The organism is Micromonospora sp. WMMA1998 (genome assembly GCF_027497375.1).
GTDB classification, from domain to species: Bacteria; Actinomycetota; Actinomycetes; order Mycobacteriales; family Micromonosporaceae; genus Micromonospora; species Micromonospora sediminicola.
Map to the genome: position 1 here is coordinate 1,045,464 of NZ_CP114911.1, position 17,608 is coordinate 1,063,071.

The following is a 17,608-nucleotide window of genomic DNA, read 5'->3' on the forward strand; positions in this document are numbered from 1 at the left end:
GCGTTCAGCCCTTGACCACGCCGAGCGGGACCAGCCGGGCCACCTTCGCGCACAGGCCGGCTCCCTCGGCCACGGCCACCACGGCGGCCACGTCCTTGTACGCCTCCGGCATCTCCTCGGCCAGGCCGCGCCGGGACGCCCCGCGCACCGCGACGTCCCGTGCCTCCAGCTCGCGCCGTGGGTCGTGCCCGCGTACGGCCCGGCTGGCCTGGGTGCGGCTGCGGACGCGTCCCGCACCGTGGCAGGTCGAGGCCCAGGCCGGCGCGTCCGGCACGCCGGTGAGGACGTACGAGGCGGTGCCCATCGAGCCCGGGATGAGCACCGGCTGGCCCACCGCACGCAGATCCTCGGGCAGGTCGGGATGGCCGGGCGGCAGGGCCCGGGTGGCGCCCTTGCGGTGCACGCAGAGCCGGCGCGGCGTCCCGTCCACCCGGTGCTCCTCGATCTTGGCGAGGTTGTGCGACACGTCGTACACCAGGTCGAGGTCGCAGCCGGCGACCCGGGCGAAGACCTGGCGGGCGGCGTGGGCCAGCAGCTGCCGGTTGGCCCGCGCGTAGTTGGCCGCCGCCGCCATCGCCCCCAGGTACGCGTGTCCCTCGGGCGAGGTGACCGGCGCGCAGGCCAGCTGCCGGTCCGGCACCTCGATGCCGTACCCCGGCATCACGCCTTCCATGGCGCGCACGTGGTCGGTGCAGATCTGGTGGCCCAGCCCGCGCGACCCACAGTGGATCATCACGCAGACCTGTCCGGCGCGCAGCCCGAACGCGGCGGCGACCGGCTCGTCGTAGACCTCCTCGACGGCCTGCACCTCCAGGAAGTGGTTGCCCGAGCCGAGGCTGCCCACCTGGCCGGCGCCGCGCGCGATCGCCCGCGCGCTGACCTGCGCGGGGTCGGCGTCGTCGACCGCGCCGCGATCCTCGCAGCGGGCCAGGTCCCGGGGCACGCCGAAGCCGCGCTCGACCGCGTACCGGGAGCCGCCGCGCAGCACCGCGTCCAGCTCGGCCCGGTCATTCAGGTGCCACACCGCGCCGCGGCCCATGCCGCGCGGGGTGGACTCCCCGAGTCCGTCCATGAGCGCGGCCAGCCGGGGTCGCAGGGCCGCCCGGTCCAGGTCCGCGGTCAGCAGCCGCACGCCGCAGGAGATGTCGAAGCCGACGCCGCCCGGTGAGACCACGCCACCGGCCGCCACGTCGGTGGCCGCCACCCCGCCGATCGGGAAACCGTAGCCCCAGTGCACGTCCGGCATGGCGTACGAGGCGCCGACGATGCCGGGCAGGGTGGCCACGTTCGCGACCTGCTCCAGGGACTTGTCCGACCCGGCGTCGGGCAGCAGCGCGGGCGAGGCGTACACCACGCCGGGGACCCGCATCTCCTCGCGCCGGTCGATCCGGAACCGGTACGGCGACTCCTCGACCAGGTCCATGGTCGGCCGGCTACCCGGCTCCCGGACCGCTACACGCGGATGCGCGTCACCTCTTCCGGGTGACCACCCCGAGCGGAATGCCGGTGGGTGGCCACCCGGGCTGCCTATGGTGACGCCCATGGGGCATCACGCCGAGGTGGGCGGGAACCGCTACCGGGGGTTGCGTGCCGTCAACGTGCTGGTCGGCGCACTGCTCGCCTCCGAGGGCGTCTGGATGTGGGCGGCCAGCAACGACCTGTCCCTGCCGGTGACCGCGTCGTACCTGACGGCGGACCCGGTGACCCTGCGGGACGCCACCGTCCCGGACGTGGCCCTCCGGATCGCCGTCGGACCGGCGGTGGCGGTGTTCCTGCTGCTCGCCGCGGTCGACCACGTCGTGACCGCCGCCCCGGGCGTGCACCGCTGGTACGAGCGCAACCTGGATCGGCGGGCCAACTACGCGCGATGGATCGAGTACTCGGTCAGCGCGTCGATCATGATCGTGCTGATCGGTCTGTTCGTCGGGATCCGCGATCTCGCGGCGGTGATCGGGATCTTCGCCGCGAACACCGCGATGATCCTTTTCGGTCTCCTGATGGAGCGGCAGCAGACCCCGGGCCGGGCCGACTGGAGCGCGTTCTGGTTCGGCTCGCTGGTCGGCGCGGCACCCTGGCTCGCGATCGCCGTCTACGTCGCCCAGCCGCCGGAGATTCCCGGCTTCGTGTGGGCGATCATCATCGTGCAGTTCCTCCTCTTCGCGAGCTTCGCGGTCAACATGGCGCTGCAGTACGCCCGGCGGGGCCGGTGGCGGGACTACCGCTACGGCGAGGTCTCGTACATCGTGCTCAGCCTGGCGGCCAAGTCCGCGCTGGCCTGGCTCATCTACGCCAACGTTCTGCGCACCTGAGGTCGTCAACGGTTGAGGTAGCCGGCGAGGCCGCCGAGTTCCTCGCTGGCGATGAACACCGACCGCACGTGCAGAATCGCCTCCTCGACGTGGATCGGGCAGCCCCACGCCGAGTCGCCCCACGAATCGGCGACCTTGATCTCGGCCGCGGCGGTGCATCCCGCGTCCCCGCCGAGCTGGCAACGCTCGGGACGTGGCCGGGCGGCCTGCGCGGCGGCGGCGGCACGCATCCGGGCCGCGAGTTCCGCGGCGGTGGCGGCGCGCCGCTCGGCCTCGCCGCGCAGCTCCCGCTCCGCGCGCACCGCCTCGGCCAGCCGGTCGTGGGCGGCTCTGGCGCGGGCCTCGGCGGCCACCTTCGCCTGTTCGATGTGGTGGCGTTCGATGGCCAGGGCCGCGGTGCCGGTGAAGACCTGGATCAGGGCGAGATCCGTGTCCTTCGGGATCCGCGGCGTGCGGTGGTAGATGGCGAAGGTGCCCAGCAGGCTGCCGTCGCGCGCCAGGATCGGCGTCGACCAGCAGGCGGCCAGGCCGGCCCGCTCGGCGAGCCCGCGGAAGTCGTCCCAGAACGGATCGGCGGCGATGTCGGTGACGATGACCGGTTCCCGCCGGTGGGCGGCCGTGCCGCAGGAGCCCACGCCCTCGCCGGTGGCGATTCCGTCGATGGCCTGGTTGTAGAAGTCGGGCAGGCTCGGTGCGGCGCCGTGGCGCAGGTGTCGGCCGTCGGGGTCGGCGAGCAGAACGGAGACGAGCACCTCCTGCGGGGCCAGGTTCTCGATGCAGCGGGCCATTCCGTCGAGCACCTCGGGCAGGGGCGCCTGGCGGGCGATCTGCTCCAGCAGGGCACGGTGCTCGGCCATCAGCCGCTGGGCGTGCTTGACCTGGGTGGTCTCCACGCCGATCACCCGGATCCCGGTCACGGCGCCGCCAGCGTCGTGACGCGGTTCGTAGGTGAAGTCGAAGAACGCCTCCCGGGCGTGCGGGCCGGCGCCGAGCACGACCCGCGCGTCCCGACCGGTGTAGGGCTCCCCCGTGCGGTAGACCTCGTCCAACAGGGCAAGGAAGCCCTGTTCTGCCAACTCGGGCATCAACTCGGCGATCGCCACCCCGGTGCGCGCCCGTTCCTCACCGATGGTGGCGAAGAACGCCGGATTCGCTGCCTCCACCACGTGCGTGGGTCCGGCGAGCGCGGCGAAGACGGCGATGGACCGCCCGAACAGCTGCCGCAGATCGTCCTGCGCGGCATGACCCGCGTTCGGCCGAGTCGCTGGAGCGGGTCGCTGGCCTGGTACCGCCGTCATGCTGTGGTTCCCTCTCGGTACGGCCGGGTCCAACCGGGGACGGTCGACTGTGGTGACGGTCGCCAGGGTACGGGGAGAGCGGGGAGGCCACCCGACCGCCGGTCCGCGCCCCGCCGCGAGCCCTCGCCCGACCGCGGTCGCCTCCCGGCCCGGGTCAGGTGCGTCCGGCCTCCACCGCGGCGAGCGGTGTTCCGCTCTCCGGGTGGTGGCAGGCGGTGAGTTGGGTGCCGCCGTCGCGGGTGGTCAGGGTGGGTGTTTCGGTGGCGCAGCGGTCGGTGGCTTTCCAGCAGCGGGTGCGGAAGCGGCAGCCCGATGGTGGGTCCAGGGGGGTGGGGACGTCGCCGGTGAGGCGGATGCGGCCGGCGGGGCCGAGGGTGGTGACGTCGGGGATGGCCGAGAGCAGGGCGCGGGTGTAGGGGTGTTGCGGGCGGGTGTAGATGGTGTCGCGGTCGCCGATCTCGACGATGGTGCCGAGGTACATGACGGCGACGCGGTGGCAGAAGTGCCGGACCACGGCGAGGTCGTGGGCGATGAACACGAACGCCAGGTCGAGGTCGCGTTGCAGGTCGCGCAGGAGGTTGATGACCTGGGCCTGGATGGACACGTCGAGGGCGGAGACGGGTTCGTCGGCGACGATGAGTTTGGGTTTGAGGGCCAGGGCGCGGGCGATGCCGATGCGTTGGCGTTGTCCGCCGGAGAACTCGTGCGGGTAGCGGTTGTAGTGCTCGGGGTTGAGTCCGACCAGTTCCAGCAGTTCCTGCACGCGTTTCTTGACGCCGCCGGGTGGGGTGATGTTGTTGACCTGCAGCGGCATGGCCACGATCCGCCCGACGGTGTGGCGGGGGTTCAACGACGCGTACGGGTCCTGGAAGATGATCTGCAAATCCTGGCGCAGCGGCCGCAACGCGCCTCGCCGGGCGTGGGTGATGTCCCGGCCGGCGAAGGTGATCGTGCCGGCGGTGGGTTCCAGCAGCCGCACCAGCATCCGCCCGGTCGTGGTCTTGCCACACCCGGACTCGCCCACCAGACCGAGGGTCTCGCCGGGGCGCACGTCGAAGTCCAGACCGTCGACCGCCCGCACCGCGGCCTTACCCCGCAGGCCCTGCCGCACCGGGAAATGCTTGGTCAACCCCCGCACCGACAGCAACGGATCAGCCGCGATCCGGGCGGCGCCGCCCGGGTCGCGGCCCGCCTCCGACGTGCCGGCCACCGGCGCCTGTCCGTTCGGCACAACGTTCATCGGGCCACCCCCACCTGGGCTACCTCGTCGCGGTAGATCCGCTCCCGCGCGGCCACCGGCAGATGACAGGCCACCAGGTGCCCCGCCTCGCCGGCCGAAACCAGCTCCGGTACCTCGGTGCGGGAGCGGTCGCCGTTGACGTCGGCATAGCGGCAGCGGGGATGGAACGCGCAGCCCGACGGCAGATTGATCAACGACGGCGGGTTACCCGGGATCGGCACCAGGTCCGCGTCGGCGTCGCCGTGCAACGACGGCACGCTCGACAACAACCCCCACGTGTACGGATGCTGCGGCCGCCGCAACACCTGCTCCACACTGCCGTGCTCCACCGCCCGACCGCCATACATGACCAGCACGTCGTCGGCCACCTGACCGACCACCCCCAGGTCATGGGTGATCAGGATGATCGCCGACCGGAACTCCGCCTGAAGATCATTGAGCAGGTCCAGGATCTGCGCCTGCACCGTCACGTCCAACGCCGTCGTCGGCTCGTCCGCGATCACCAGATCCGGATCGTTGACCAACGCCATCGCGATCATCGCCCGCTGGCGCATCCCACCGGAGAACTCATGCGGATACTGCTCGAACCGCCGGCCCGGCTGCGGAATCCCCACCCGGCCCAACATGTCCACCGCCCGCGCACGCGCCTCCCGCCTACCGGCCCGCGGATGATGCACCCGGTACGCCTCGGCGATCTGCTTACCGACCGTGTAGTACGGATGCAACGCCGACAACGGATCCTGAAAGATCATCGCCATGTCCCGACCCCGCAGCCGCCGCACCTCCTCCTCCGGCAGACCCACCAACTGACGCCCACCCACCGAGATCTCCCCGGAGATGGCGGCCCGCCTGGAGTTGTGCAGACCCAGAATCGCCAACGACGTCACGCTCTTACCCGAGCCGGACTCCCCCACGATCCCGAGCGTGCGACCCCGCTCCACCGCGAACGACACCCCGTCCACGGCCCGCACCACGCCGTCCTCGGTGTCGAACCGCACCCGCAGATCCCGGACCTGGAGATAGGGGCCCTCGCCGCGTCGCGGCGCCGGAAGCTCCACCATGTCGAATCCTCCCGTCAGTTCAGCCGGACGCGCGGGTCGATGACCGCGTACAGCACGTCGACGACGATGTTGGCGACCACGATGAACACCGCCGCCAGCAGCACGGTCGCCATCACCACCGGCAGGTTGAGGAACTGCACCGCCTCCACGGTGGCCTTGCCGAGACCCTGGAGGCCGAAGATGGTCTCGGTGATGAACGTGCCGCCCAGACTGCTGCCGATGTCCAGGCCGGCGATGGTGACGATCGGGGTGATCGCCGCGCGCAACGCGTGCCGGGTGTGCACCTGCCTCGCGGAGAGCCCCTTGGCCCGGGCGGTCCGCACGAAGTCCTCGGACAGCGTCTCCAGCATCTGCGCCCGGGACAGGCGGGCGTAGAGCGCCGAGTTGAGGAAGCCCAGCGTCATCCAGGGCAGCAGCAGGCCGGCCGCCCACCGCAGCGGGCTCTCGGTCAGCGGCGTGTAGCTGGGGAACGGCAACAGCCCGGTGGAGTAGACCAGCAGGTAGAGCAGGATCAGCCCGAAGAAGTAGACCTGCATGGACGCCCCGGCGAGCGTGACGCCGATCGCGGCGCGGTCGAACGCCGTACCCCGGCGCAGCGCCGACACCATGCCCAGGGAGACGCCCAGGGCCAGCCAGAGGACGGCGCCGCCGAGGACGATGCTGAACGTCACCGGGGCGCGTTGGGCGACGATCTCGGTGACCGGTTGGTTGTTGCGGAACGAGAAACCGAGGCAGGGCGCCGGGCAGTCCTGGCGGAAGTCGCCCTCGCCGTAGGTGCGACCGACGAAGACGCCCCGGACGAAGTCCGTGTACTGCCGCGGCAGCGGACGGTCGATGCCGAGCCGCTGCTCGACCTGGGCGATGTCCGCGGCCGTGCAGTTCTTGCCGCACATCACCTTCGCCGGGCTGCTCGGCACCGCGAAGAAGAGACCGAAGGTGACCAGGCTGATGACGACCAGGGTCAGGACGGCGACGAGCAGTCGTCGGACGACGAAACGGAGCACGGGAAACACCTCCCCCGGGATGGGGCGGGGACGGCCGGCGTGGCCGCCCCCGCCGGGACGGTCACTGCTTCACGTAGATGCCGTTGAGCGAGATGATGCCGAACGCGTCGCTGAGGAAGGCGTTGCCGACCTTGGAGCCGTGCAGCTCGTAGGTGGCGTCGTAGTAGCAGGGCACGACCGGGGCGTACTCCTCCATGATCTTGCGGTCGAGCGCCATCCAACCGGCGTCCTGCTCCGCGGCGGGCAGGTTGCGGACCCGGTCGATCTCCGCGCTGACCGACGGCTGGTTCAGGTACGACAGGTTCTGGTTGCCCTCGGCCACGATCTCGCGGCCGTCGTACACCGGCGGGATGACCGTCGAGCCGGTCGGCCAGTCGGAACCCCAGCCGCTGAGGTAGATGTCGTACGGGTTGTCCTTGCGGCCGACCTCGTCGTAGTAGCTGCTGTTGTCGATCGGCTTCATCACGACGTCGAAGCCCATGTCGGTGAGGTTCTTGCGCAACGCCTCGGCCTGTTGGGTCCGCAGCTCCAGGTTGGAGTGGGCCAGCACCAGCTTGGGCCGCTTGCCGGCGAGCAGCTCGGTGACCTTGGCCTTGTCCCCGGTGACCGGGGCGTTGAACAGGTCGTACTTGGCGAAGCCGGCGGTGGTCGGCGACATCAGCGTGGTGGCCGGCGTGCCGGCGGCCTGACCGCCGAGCACCTTGAGCAGGGCGTCCTTGTCGACGGCGTAGTTCAGCGCCCGGCGTACGCTCAGGTCGGTGACCCGCTGCGTGTTGATGTTCAGCACCCAGTTGTACTGCGTCGGACCCTTGACCACGCGGTCGGCGACGCCGGCCCCGGTGGTCCGCGGCAGCACGGACGGCGGTACGTCGGACCAGCTCAGCGCCGCCTGGTCGGCGGCGCCGTCGGCGACCAGGCGCTCGGCGATCTGCGCCTGCTCCAGCCCGAACGTCATCCGGATCGTGTCCGGGTAGGCGGTGCGGATCGGGTCGGTCGCCGGATCCCAGTTCGGGTTGCGGTCCAGCTCCAGGGCGACGTCGCGCTGGTAGGACTTCACCTTGTACGGGCCGGACGAGAAGGGCCGCAGGTCGTAGCCGGCCCGGGTGTCCTTGGCCGCCGGCACCGGCGCGCTGGTGGGCAGCGCGGCGGCGTACGGCAGGTCGCAGTGCGCCTGCGGGAAGGTGAACCGGACCGTCCGGTCGTCGGGCGTCTCCACGCCGTCGGGCACCGGCTTGCCCCCGTCGTACGGCCCCTTGTAGGTGGCGTTGTACACCCCGCCCGGGTAGAGCCACTGCTGGATGTAGTGCGGGCCCTCGTTGAGGTTCGACGCGAACGACCGGGCGATGCCGTGGGCGACGTCCTTGCTGGTCACCGGCGAGCCGTCCTCGTACTTCACGCCGTCGCGGAGGGTGAACTCCCAGACCTTGCAGTCACCGTTGACGTCCTTGCCGGGGTTGGTCGCCAGGTCGCCGACGAGCAGCAGCTTGCCGCTGCCGTCCTCCTTGTAGCCGTTGAGGGAGCGGTAGAGCATGCCGCCGGCCACCTGCTGCACGTTGACGTAGTTGCGGGCCGGGTCGAGGTGCTCGAAGTCGGTCGGCTGCATGACGGTCAGCGTGCCGCCGCGGCTCGCCCCGTCGACCGCCTTCGCCGGGCCCTGGTTGTCGGCGGCCTCGTACGAGATCGAGCCGCTCTGGGTCTTGGTCTCCTGATCGTCGCCGCCGCTGTCGTCGGTGGTGGGGCTGCAGCCGGCGGCGACCAGTGCCGCCGCGGCGAGGACACCGGTCAGTGTCCGGGTTCGTGCGCGCACGGTGTGCTCCCTTCCTCGCCCGGCGGCCCCCGCCGGCCGGGCACGTGAATGGCCGTGGGGACTACCGGGTGGAGCGGGGATCCAGCGAGTCGCGCAGCGCGTCACCGAGCAGGTTGAACGCCAGGACCAGCAAGAAGATCGTCAACCCGGGGAACAGGGTGTACCAGGGGTCGCTCGCGACGTAGCCGATGCTGTTGAAGATCATGCGGCCCAGGTCGGGCGTGGGTTCGGTGACGCCGATGTTGACGAACGCCAGCGCCGCCTCGATGGCGATGAACTGCGGCACCATCAGCGAGACGGTGACCAGGATCGGCGCCCAGATGTTCGGCAGCAGCTGACGCAGCAGGATGTGCCCGGTGCCGGCGCCGGCGGCCCGGGCCGCGTCGACGAACTCCCGCTCCCGCAGGGAGATCACCTGCCCGCGGACCAGGCGCGCGGTGTACGTCCAGCTGAACAACCCGAAGGTGGCGACGATCAGGGCCACCCGGAAGGCCGGCGACGGCGCCTCCCGGTCGGTGTAGAAGCGGTCCTGCAGGATCGGGATCACGGCGAGCGCGAAGATGAGGAACGGGAACGCCAGGGTGAGGTCGATCAGCCAGTTGACGACGCTGTCCAGCCAGCCTCGGGCCCACCCGGCCAGGACGCCGACCGCGACCCCGATGCACGACGCCACGGCCGCCGAGGCGAATGCGATGAACAGGGACGTACGCAGGCCGTAGACCAACTGGAGCAGGATGTCCCGACCACTTCCGGGTTCGAGCCCGAGCCAGTGGTCGGCGCTGATTCCACCGGCATAGCCGATCGGCATTCCGAAATCGTTGAGCCGGTCGACGAACTTGTCGGTCGGATCGATTCCGGTGAGACGGCTCAGCAGCGGCGCACCGAGGGCGACCAGGGCCGCCACGACCAGCGTGACGGCGCTGGCCCGGGCCGTGCGGTCCCGCTTGAGGCGCAGCCAGGCCAGCTGGTTCGGCGAACGGCCGACGAATTCGCGGCGGCCGGCGGGCGGCGTGTTTCCGGCCTCGACCGCCGGTTCCCCCGCACCCGGACGGCCGGGTTCGGTCAAGGAAGGCGGGTGGGAAAGGTCGCTCATGGGGAGTCCTCCCGACGGGTCGAAAACGCCCTGCCACCCGACGGTAATGCGCGCGCCGACACCGAAAGGAATCGTTCCGGTAACGGCCGTTCCGGTTGTCGTGCATTGACAACGATCCGGCCTACGGAAAGCATCGGCGCAATAACGGCGCTATTCGGTTGTCAGCCGTTCAGGTATCCGTTTCCCGTTTTCGGAATGCGGTGCGCCGGAGCGTGGACACGGTTGTCAGCCGATCGGGCATTCCCGCGCACCGGTGTCACAGCCGACGCCCACTCTGGCCGGACGGTGTAACACTTCGTGACGCTTCGCGTTCACACCGTCCACCTAGGGTTCTCGGCGGCCCGGTTCACCCGACGTCCGGGCCGTCCATCGGCCCACACCCGGGCCCCGACGGAAGGACGACCCATGCCCTTCGCCCGACGTACCGCCGCCCTGGCCCTGGCCGCCGCGCTCGGCGCCCTCGCCGCGGTGACCGCCGCCGGTCCGGCCGCCGCGGCGCCGCGCCCCGGCCTGGAGACGCCCTCGGTGCTGCTGCTCACCGTCGACGCCGGCGACGCCGACGTCCGCGCCACCGTGCTCGTCTGCGGGCCTGCCGGCGGCCTGCACCCCGACCCGGTCGCCGCCTGCCGGCTGGTCGCCCGCGTCGACGGCCACCTCGACGCGCTCGACGTGGACGCCGACCCCTGCACCTCCCAGTACGCCCCGGTGGTCGCCCGGGCGGTGGGCTTCTGGCAGGACCGCCCGGTCACCTACACCCGCACCTTCGCCAACACCTGCCTGCTGCGCCGCGCCACCGCCACCCTCTTCACCTTCTGACCCACCCACCCCACCCCGGGACCGACCCGACTCCGTCGATCATGAAGTTGGCGGCATCCGCTGACCGATTTATCCCCGGTCAACTTCATGATCGACGGCGGGGTGGGTGGGGGTGGGTGGGGGTGTGGGATCGGCGGGCGGAGAATGGGCGGGAGCTGGGCGGGGCGTCGGTTCGGGAGGAGATGCGGGTGGTGGCGAGCGGTGGGGTCGCGGGAACGCGGGAGCTGCGGGCGGACTGCGCGCGGTGCGCGGGCGTCTGCTGCGTCGCGCCGGCGTTCGCCGCGTCGGCCGACTTCGCCGTCGACAAGCCGGCCGGGCAGCCGTGCCCGAACCTGCGCGCCGACTCGCGCTGCGGCATCCACGGCGAGCTGCGGCAACGAGGCTTCCCGGGGTGCACCGTCTTCGACTGCTTCGGCGCCGGCCAGCACCTCACCCAGGGCACCTTCGCCGGCCGCGCCTGGCGGACCGACCCGGCCACCGCACGGCGGATGTTCGACACGTTCGCGGTGCTGCGACCGCTGCACGAGCTGCTCTGGTACCTGACCGAGGCGGTCCGCCTCGCCCCGCCCGGCCCGCTGCGCGACGAGCTGACCACCGCGCTGGACGAGACCGGCCGACTCACCGACGGGACCCCGGAGGAACTGCTCGCCCTCGACGTCGACGCCCACCGGAACACGGTCAACCGGCTGTTGTCGCGCGCCGGCGAGCAGGCCCGCGCCGGCCGGGCCGGGGCCGACCGGCGGGGCGCGATGCTGATCGGCGTCGACCTGCGCCGCGCCGCGTTGACCGGGGCGAACCTGCGGGGCGCCTGTCTGATCGGGGCGGACCTGCGCGGCGTGCGGCTCGGCGCCGCCGACCTGACCGGCGCGGACCTGCGCGGGGCCGACCTGCGCGGCGCCGACCTGGGCGAGTGCCTGTTCACGCACCAGTCCCAGCTCGACGCCGCGCGTGGCGACCACCGCACGGTCCTCCCGCGCGGACTGCGCCGCCCCGCGCACTGGTCCCTGACCGTCACCCCGACGCGCCCACCCCGCACCCGCCGACGACCCCGCTGACCCCCCCAAGCGGCCCACCCACCCGGCCACCCCACCCGACCGGGCACCGGGCTCGCGTTGATCAAGGAGTTTGTGTCGGTTCGACGGTGATCCATGACGCAAACTCCTTGATCAACGCGAGCGCGAGGCCGGGAGCCGGACGGTATCCGCTCACCCGGATACCTCAGGGGCACATCTATGAGGCGGAGTCTTATCGACGAGCGGGACACAGCGACGCCCCGGTCGTGCGCCCGTCAACCGATGCTCGCTCCCCGCGACCCACCTGGTTCGAGATCTTGGTACCGAACGGCCCTCATGGGCGGGTTCAACCGGTGGTTGCAACACCCTTCGGATGATCTTCGTTGGGGTGGTTGTGGCGTCGAGGTTGAGCCCGCTGGAGCGGGAGCAGATTGGGTTGGGTCGGGCGGCTGGTGAGTCGTTGCGGTCGATCGCGCGTCGGTTGGGGCGGGCGGTGTCGACTGTCTCGCGGGAGGTGGGCCGGTTCGAGCGTTACGGGCAGCGGTATCAGCCGTCGATGGCGCAGTGGGCGTCGTTTCTGCGGCATAACCGCGCCAAGCGTGTGCCGCGGCTAGCTGTTGACGGGCTGTTGCGTCAGACGGTGCTGGATATGCTGCGTCGACGTCGTTCGCCGCAGCAGATCGCCGCTCGGCTGCGGCTGGAGTACCCGCTGCGGCCGGAGATGCATGTGTCGCACGAGACGATCTATCAGGCGATCTACCTGCAGGCGCGGGGGAATCTGCGTGCCGAGTTGTCCCGTCAGGTGGCCCTGCGGTCTGGGCGGGCGGCGCGTCGGCGCCGGCCGGTGGCCGCGGCGGCGGTTCGCTCCGTGCGGCCGTGGCTCGGGTTGAACATCAGCGCCCGACCCGCTGAGGTCGCCGATCGGGCGGTGCCCGGGCATTGGGAGGGCGACCTGCTCGAGGGAGTACGTCGGGGTGGACGCGGTGGTTCCGCGATCGCGACCCTGGTGGAACGTGCTACCCGGTTCGTGATCCTGGTCGGGCTGCCCGAGGGCAAGGTGTCCGAACACGTCGTGTCTCAGCTGGCTGCGGCGATGACCTGGCTACCGCAGCGGTTGCGGGCCTCGTTGACCTGGGACCAGGGCACAGAGATGGCCCGGCACCGCGACTTCACCATCGCCACCGACTGCCCGGTCTACTTCTGCGACCCACACAGCCCCTGGCAACGCGGCAGCAACGAGAACACCAACGGCTTACTACGCCAGTACTTCCCCAAAGGCCAGTTCGACTTCACCACCATCGACCAAACCGGCCTCAACGCCATCGCCGACGAACTCAACGACCGCCCCCGCATGACCCTGGGCTGGGCCACCCCCGGTGAGAAGATGACCCAGCTACTAGGTGTTGCAACCACCGATTGAGTCCGCCATGGGGGCACTTACGTACCAAGATCTCCAGCGCGTTCCGGAGGTCGGGACGCTGGTCCCGTGCTGCGGGAAGGGGCGGAGGCGGGCCGGGGCGGAAGGCGATGCCGGGAGGGCGAAGCCGGGAGCACGAAGGCGGGAGGGCGGGTGCGCGAGGGCGGCGAGGGCGGAAGCGTGAGGGCGGCGAGGGCGGAAGTGCGAGGGCGGCGAGGGCGGAAGCGCGACGCCGGGAGGGTGGGAGGGCGAGGGCGGGAGGGGGCGGGGGCGCGCAGGGGGTGGGGTTTTTCTGGGGTGGGGGCGGGTAGGCGGCGGGGACGGCGCTCGACCGACGGGAGGCGGACCGGTGGGATATCGGGCACGCGACGGTGAGGAACCGGTCGACCCGGCGCACGCCGAGGACGAGGCGGGGCAGGTCCCCCTGGTCCAGGTGGCGGCGGACACCGACGTGCCGGCCCCCGCACCGGACGCGCCGCCACCGGACGAGGTGACCGAGGACGACGGGTCCGGGATGGCCGGCGGGGCCTCCGGCAGCAGTTCCGGCGGCTCCTCGATGCCGACCCACCCCGACGCGGCCCGCTGAACGTTTGCCGCCACCCGCTTCGGGCAGGAGTGCGACATGACCAGTGAAGAGTCCTTCGGCCGCGCCACCACCGACGAACCGGACGGCGCCACCGCGTACGAGGCGTCCCTGCGGCCGCCGGGTGAGTCCCTGCACAGCACCGACGACACGGGCGACGATTTCGCCGATCTGCCGGCCGAGGACCGGCGCTCGGCGCGGGACACCAGCCGGGCCGGCTACGACGTGGACGCGGTCTCCGGCACCGCCGACCCGGCCGACGGGCCGGAGGAGATCGAGGAGGGCCGCCCGCTGCGCTGAGCGGACGCCGCGCGCGGGGTGGCCGGTGCGCCGCCGCCCCGCGCCTCCGTCATGCCCCGGTTGGCCAGCGCGTCGGCGCGTTCGTTCTCCGGGTGCCCGTTGTGCCCCTTGACCCACAGCCAGGTGACGTCGTGCCGGGCGCAGGCGGCCTCCAGCTGCTGCCACAGGTCGGCGTTCTTCACCGGCTGCTTGGCCGCGGTCAGCCAGCCGTTGCGCTTCCACGCGTTCAGCCAGCCGGTGATGCCGTTGCGCACGTAGGTGCTGTCGGTGTGCAGCCGTACGGTGACCGGGCGGGTCAGGCTCTCCAGCGCCCGGATGGCGGCGGTCAGCTCCATCCGGTTGTTGGTGGTGGGGGTCGCCTCGCCGCCGCACAGCTCCCGCTCGTGCCCGCCCCAGCGCAGCACCGCGCCCCAGCCGCCAGGACCGGGATTGCCGCTGCACGCGCCGTCGGTCCAGATCTCCACGACCCGGCCGGAATCCGCCTCCGCCATGCCCGGCAACCTACCGGGTACGCCGTCCGGCGGGACCACCCGACCCGCCGCCGGCGGCTAGCGTGCCGACATGCCCGTACCGCCGCGGTTCGACACCCTGTGCAACTTCCGTGACCTCGGTGGCCGGCGCACCGTCGACGGCCGTGTCGTCGCCCGGGGCCGGCTCTACCGCTCCGACTCCCTGGCCAAGCTCGCCGGAGTCGACCTGACCCGGTTCGCGGCGCTCGGTGTCCGCACCGTGATCGACCTGCGCTACCCGTGGGAGATCGCCGAGCGCGGCCGGGCCCCGGAGAGCCTCGGCGTGACCTGGCACAACCTGAGCATCGAGCACCGCCCCTACGTCCAGGCCGACATCGACCCGGACGTCGACCCGTGGCGCCACCTGGCCGACCGGTACGCCGAGGTGGCCGAGGACGGCGTGGTCGAGCTGCGCGAGGCGCTGGAGGTGATCGCCCACGGCGAGCACCCGCTGGTGTTCCACTGTGCCTCCGGCAAGGACCGCACCGGGCTGCTCGCCGCGTTGGTGCTCGCCCTGCTCGGGGTGGACGAGGACCAGATCGCGGCCGACTTCGCGGTGACCGAGCAGGCGACCGGGCGGCTGGTCGCCGAGTGGCGGGAGCGCAACGGGGGCGCGTCGCCGCGCTGGCCCGCGTACGGGCGGGCGCCGGCCGAGATCATCCGGCTGGTGCTGGCCGACCTGGTGGCGGCACACGGCTCGGTGCGCGGCTACGTCACCGGGCGGCTGGGCGTCGGCGAGGACACGATCGCGGCGCTGCGCGCCCGGCTGCTCGCCGACCACGGAAAACCGGACGACGACGACACCGCGCTCTGGCAGGCTCCCTGATCATGGACAACAGGTGGGACGGCCTGCGGGCCGAGGTACGCGCCGCGCTCGACGACCTGGTCACCTCCGGACGGGAGGCCGGCGTCCAGGTGGCCGCCTACCTCGACGGCACGTCGATCGTCGAGGAGCAGGCCGGGCTCGCCGACACCGGCACCGGGCGACCGATGACCGCCGACACCCCGGTGCACGCGGTCTCCACCGGCAAGGGCCTGACCGCCACCGTCGTGCACGTGCTGGCCGAGCAGGGCCGGCTCGACGTCGACCTGCCGCTGGCCCGGGTGTGGCCGGAGTTCGCCCGGCACGGCAAGGACGGCATCACGCTGCGGCACGTGCTCACCCACACCGCCGGCCTGCCCGCCCTGCCCGCCGACGTCACCCCGGACGACTTCACCGACTGGTCCCGGATGTCCGCGCTGCTCGCCGACGCGGAGCCGCTGTGGGCGCCCGGCGAACGACTGGCGTACCACGCCTGGACCTGGGGGTGGCTGGTCGGCGAGGTGGTCCGCCGGGTCACCGGCCGGTCGGTGTCGCAGGTGCTCGCCGAGGAGGTGGCCGGGCCGCTCGGCGTGACCCGGGAGCTGTTCCTCGCCGTACCGGAGGCGGAGTTGCCCCGGCTGGCGCGGCTGGAGGACGCCGGCCTGTCCGCGCTGATGACCTGGGCCGGGGCGAACCTGCCGCACTTCGACGCGGTGGCCCCGCCGGGGGTCCGCCCGGACACGGTAATCGGCGGCCGTCCCGACGTGCTGCGTGCCGAGGTGCCGTCGGTGGGCACGATGAGCGCCCGCGCGGCGGCCCGGATGTACGCGGCGCTGCTCGGCCCGGTCGACGGCGTCCGGCTCGTCTCCCCCGACCGGCTGCGCGCGATGTCCGCCCCGGCGGTCCGCGCGCCGGAGTGGGTGTTCGGGCAGGAGAGCACGTTCGGGCTGGGCTACGCCGTCGACGACGACGGGTCGTTCGGCACCGCCGGCAGCGGCGGCAGCCTCGCGTTCGCGTACCCGGAGCTGGGGTTGTCCGTGGCGGCGGTGCGCAACCGGCTCGGCGCGGGCGACGGCGACCCGATGGAACGGCTGCGGCTGCTGGTACGCGACCGGGTGGCCGCCGAACTGGGCCGGGGCTAGTCGCGGCGCAGCCGTGCGCGCAGCCGCCCGACGGCGTCGCCGACCACCGCGCCGGTCATCGGCAGCAGCGGGCTGGACCGCATCACCGCCAGGTCCTCGGCGGGGGTGGTGGCGCCGTCGAGGAAGCGCAACACCCGCTCCGGCGGGTTCCGGTCGAACAGCCGGTCGAAGAACCCCACCCCGTCCACGTGCCCCCGGTCCAGGGCGCGCAGCGCCACCGCGTCCATCCACCGGTGCCGTCCCGGGTATGCCGGCGCGGGCACCGGCGGCCGGCCGACGGCCAACGCCCGGGCCACCTGGTCGGCCTGGCGGAGCATCGCGGAGAACGTGAAACCGGTGGACGGGCGGGTGGCCCCGCCGGCGGTGCCCAGCCGCACCACGCGCGGGCTCGGGCGGGCGACGAACGGGCCGTCGGTCATCGGGATGACGCCGTTCTCCACCTCCCGCACCCGCAGCGCGGTCAGGTCCAGGCCGGTCAGGGCGGCGTAGCCGCGCAGCGCCGCGTCGTAGCCGGCGTCGTCGAGCAGCGCCGGCCCGAACTCGGTGTACTCGACCAGCGCGAACCGGTCGTCGACCGGCAGCACGTAGCCGAAGGAGACCCCGCGCCGCGGCTGCGGGGTCCGGAAGTCCATCAGCACCGCCCGGCCCGGGTCGAACGTGGGCCGGTCGGCCGCCAGCCACCAGCCCCGGAAGTGCTGCAACCAGCTGGTCCGCCCCGGCCGGGACGGCGGGCGCGGACGGGAGTCGAGCACCCAGCCGGCCCGCACCAGCGGGCGTCCCTCCGGATCGCACACGGTGACCCGGTGCCCGTCGTCGCGCAACTCCCCCGCCGGTGCGCCGATCCGGACCGCGTCCAGCCGCCGCTCCGCCTCGGCAGCCCGGTCGTAGACCGGGGCGGAGCGGAGCATGGCGTACCGCAGCGGGTCCAGCGACAGGACGCGGCGGCCGGCCGCCGTGACCACGTCGACCTGCGACCAGCTCGCGCTCAGCAGCGGGTCGAGGTCGTCGCCGGGCGTGCCCCAGAACGCCCAGGTGCGGTCCTGACCACGTTTGCGCACCGGGTCGACCACGGCGACCCGCAGGCCGCTCACCCCGTGCCGGTCCAGGGCGGCCAGGACCAGGGAGGCGGCGCCACCGCCGCCGACCAGCGCGAGGTCGACGTCGGCCGGGGAGGATGCGTGCACCCGCCCACGCTGTCACACGGCCGGTGAGCG

At 72.5% G+C, this 17,608-nt stretch carries 17 protein-coding genes; 8 read left to right on the top strand and 9 right to left on the bottom strand.

Annotation, left to right across the window (positions count from 1 at the left end; all coding sequences use genetic code 11):
• Positions 1-4: 4 nt before the first annotated feature.
• Positions 5-1,423 carry an RtcB family protein gene (locus tag O7600_RS04330; protein WP_281592402.1) on the bottom strand — a complete coding sequence of 473 codons (1,419 nt, stop codon included), beginning with the start codon at positions 1,421-1,423 and terminating at the stop codon, positions 5-7.
• A 118-nt stretch (positions 1,424-1,541) separates the two neighbouring features.
• On the opposite strand from O7600_RS04330, the gene heR reads away from it, so the two are divergent.
• Positions 1,542-2,309: a heliorhodopsin HeR gene (gene heR, locus O7600_RS04335; RefSeq protein WP_281592403.1), complete on the top strand. Its 768-nt coding sequence runs from the start codon at positions 1,542-1,544 to the stop codon at positions 2,307-2,309.
• A 5-nt stretch (positions 2,310-2,314) separates the two neighbouring features.
• Here heR and O7600_RS04340 read toward each other — a convergent pair whose 3' ends face one another.
• The 6 genes from O7600_RS04340 to O7600_RS04365 all read right to left on the bottom strand — a co-directional run bounded on the left by O7600_RS04340 (position 2,315) and on the right by O7600_RS04365 (position 9,812).
• Positions 2,315-3,607, bottom strand: coding sequence for a GAF domain-containing protein (locus O7600_RS04340; RefSeq protein WP_281592404.1), 1,293 nt, complete (start codon positions 3,605-3,607; stop codon positions 2,315-2,317).
• A gap of 154 nt (positions 3,608-3,761) precedes the next feature.
• Positions 3,762-4,769 (bottom strand): dipeptide ABC transporter ATP-binding protein, encoded by a 1,008-nt coding sequence (locus tag O7600_RS04345; protein ID WP_281594065.1) that lies wholly within the window; start codon positions 4,767-4,769, stop codon positions 3,762-3,764.
• A gap of 74 nt (positions 4,770-4,843) precedes the next feature.
• Entirely contained in the window at positions 4,844-5,908 is a 1,065-nt protein-coding gene (locus tag O7600_RS04350) for an ABC transporter ATP-binding protein (RefSeq protein ID WP_281592405.1), read from the bottom strand.
• 14 nt (positions 5,909-5,922) lie between these two features.
• On the bottom strand, positions 5,923-6,912 hold the full coding sequence (locus O7600_RS04355) for an ABC transporter permease (protein ID WP_281592406.1): 990 nt from the start codon (positions 6,910-6,912) through the stop codon (positions 5,923-5,925).
• 61 nt (positions 6,913-6,973) lie between these two features.
• A complete protein-coding gene (locus tag O7600_RS04360; protein ID WP_281592407.1) occupies positions 6,974-8,719 on the bottom strand; it encodes an ABC transporter substrate-binding protein in 1,746 nt (581 codons plus the stop codon).
• Positions 8,720-8,780: 61 nt separating this feature from the next.
• Complete coding sequence (locus O7600_RS04365) at positions 8,781-9,812, bottom strand: ABC transporter permease (RefSeq protein WP_281592408.1); 1,032 nt, start codon at positions 9,810-9,812, stop codon at positions 8,781-8,783.
• A 405-nt stretch (positions 9,813-10,217) separates the two neighbouring features.
• Between O7600_RS04365 and O7600_RS04370 the strand changes: the two genes are divergently transcribed.
• From O7600_RS04370 to O7600_RS04390, 5 genes are all read left to right on the top strand, one after another.
• Positions 10,218-10,628: an SSI family serine proteinase inhibitor gene (locus O7600_RS04370; RefSeq protein WP_281592409.1), complete on the top strand. Its 411-nt coding sequence runs from the start codon at positions 10,218-10,220 to the stop codon at positions 10,626-10,628.
• A gap of 182 nt (positions 10,629-10,810) precedes the next feature.
• Complete coding sequence (locus O7600_RS04375) at positions 10,811-11,683, top strand: pentapeptide repeat-containing protein (protein ID WP_281594066.1); 873 nt, start codon at positions 10,811-10,813, stop codon at positions 11,681-11,683.
• Positions 11,684-12,014: 331 nt separating this feature from the next.
• Positions 12,015-13,061, top strand: a complete 1,047-nt coding sequence (locus tag O7600_RS04380) for an IS30 family transposase (RefSeq protein WP_281588100.1) — start codon at positions 12,015-12,017, stop codon at positions 13,059-13,061.
• A 346-nt stretch (positions 13,062-13,407) separates the two neighbouring features.
• Entirely contained in the window at positions 13,408-13,644 is a 237-nt protein-coding gene (locus O7600_RS04385) for a preprotein translocase YidC (RefSeq protein ID WP_091574339.1), read from the top strand.
• 36 nt (positions 13,645-13,680) lie between these two features.
• Positions 13,681-13,941, top strand: a complete 261-nt coding sequence (locus O7600_RS04390) for a hypothetical protein (RefSeq protein ID WP_091574338.1) — start codon at positions 13,681-13,683, stop codon at positions 13,939-13,941.
• Here O7600_RS04390 and rnhA read toward each other — a convergent pair.
• Complete coding sequence (gene rnhA / locus O7600_RS04395) at positions 13,860-14,432, bottom strand: ribonuclease HI (protein ID WP_281592410.1); 573 nt, start codon at positions 14,430-14,432, stop codon at positions 13,860-13,862. The genes O7600_RS04390 and rnhA overlap by 82 nt on opposite strands.
• 70 nt (positions 14,433-14,502) lie before the next feature.
• On the opposite strand from rnhA, the gene O7600_RS04400 reads away from it, so the two are divergent.
• Together O7600_RS04400 and O7600_RS04405 are read left to right on the top strand one after the other, a co-directional pair.
• On the top strand, positions 14,503-15,276 hold the full coding sequence (locus O7600_RS04400; RefSeq protein ID WP_281592411.1) for a tyrosine-protein phosphatase: 774 nt from the start codon (positions 14,503-14,505) through the stop codon (positions 15,274-15,276).
• A gap of 2 nt (positions 15,277-15,278) precedes the next feature.
• Positions 15,279-16,394, top strand: coding sequence for a serine hydrolase domain-containing protein (locus tag O7600_RS04405; protein ID WP_281592412.1), 1,116 nt, complete (start codon positions 15,279-15,281; stop codon positions 16,392-16,394).
• On the opposite strand, the gene O7600_RS04410 is transcribed toward O7600_RS04405, so the two are convergent.
• Positions 16,391-17,578, bottom strand: a complete 1,188-nt coding sequence (locus tag O7600_RS04410) for a lycopene cyclase family protein (protein ID WP_281592413.1) — start codon at positions 17,576-17,578, stop codon at positions 16,391-16,393. The genes O7600_RS04405 and O7600_RS04410 overlap by 4 nt on opposite strands.
• Between the last annotated feature and the right edge of the window lie 30 nt (positions 17,579-17,608).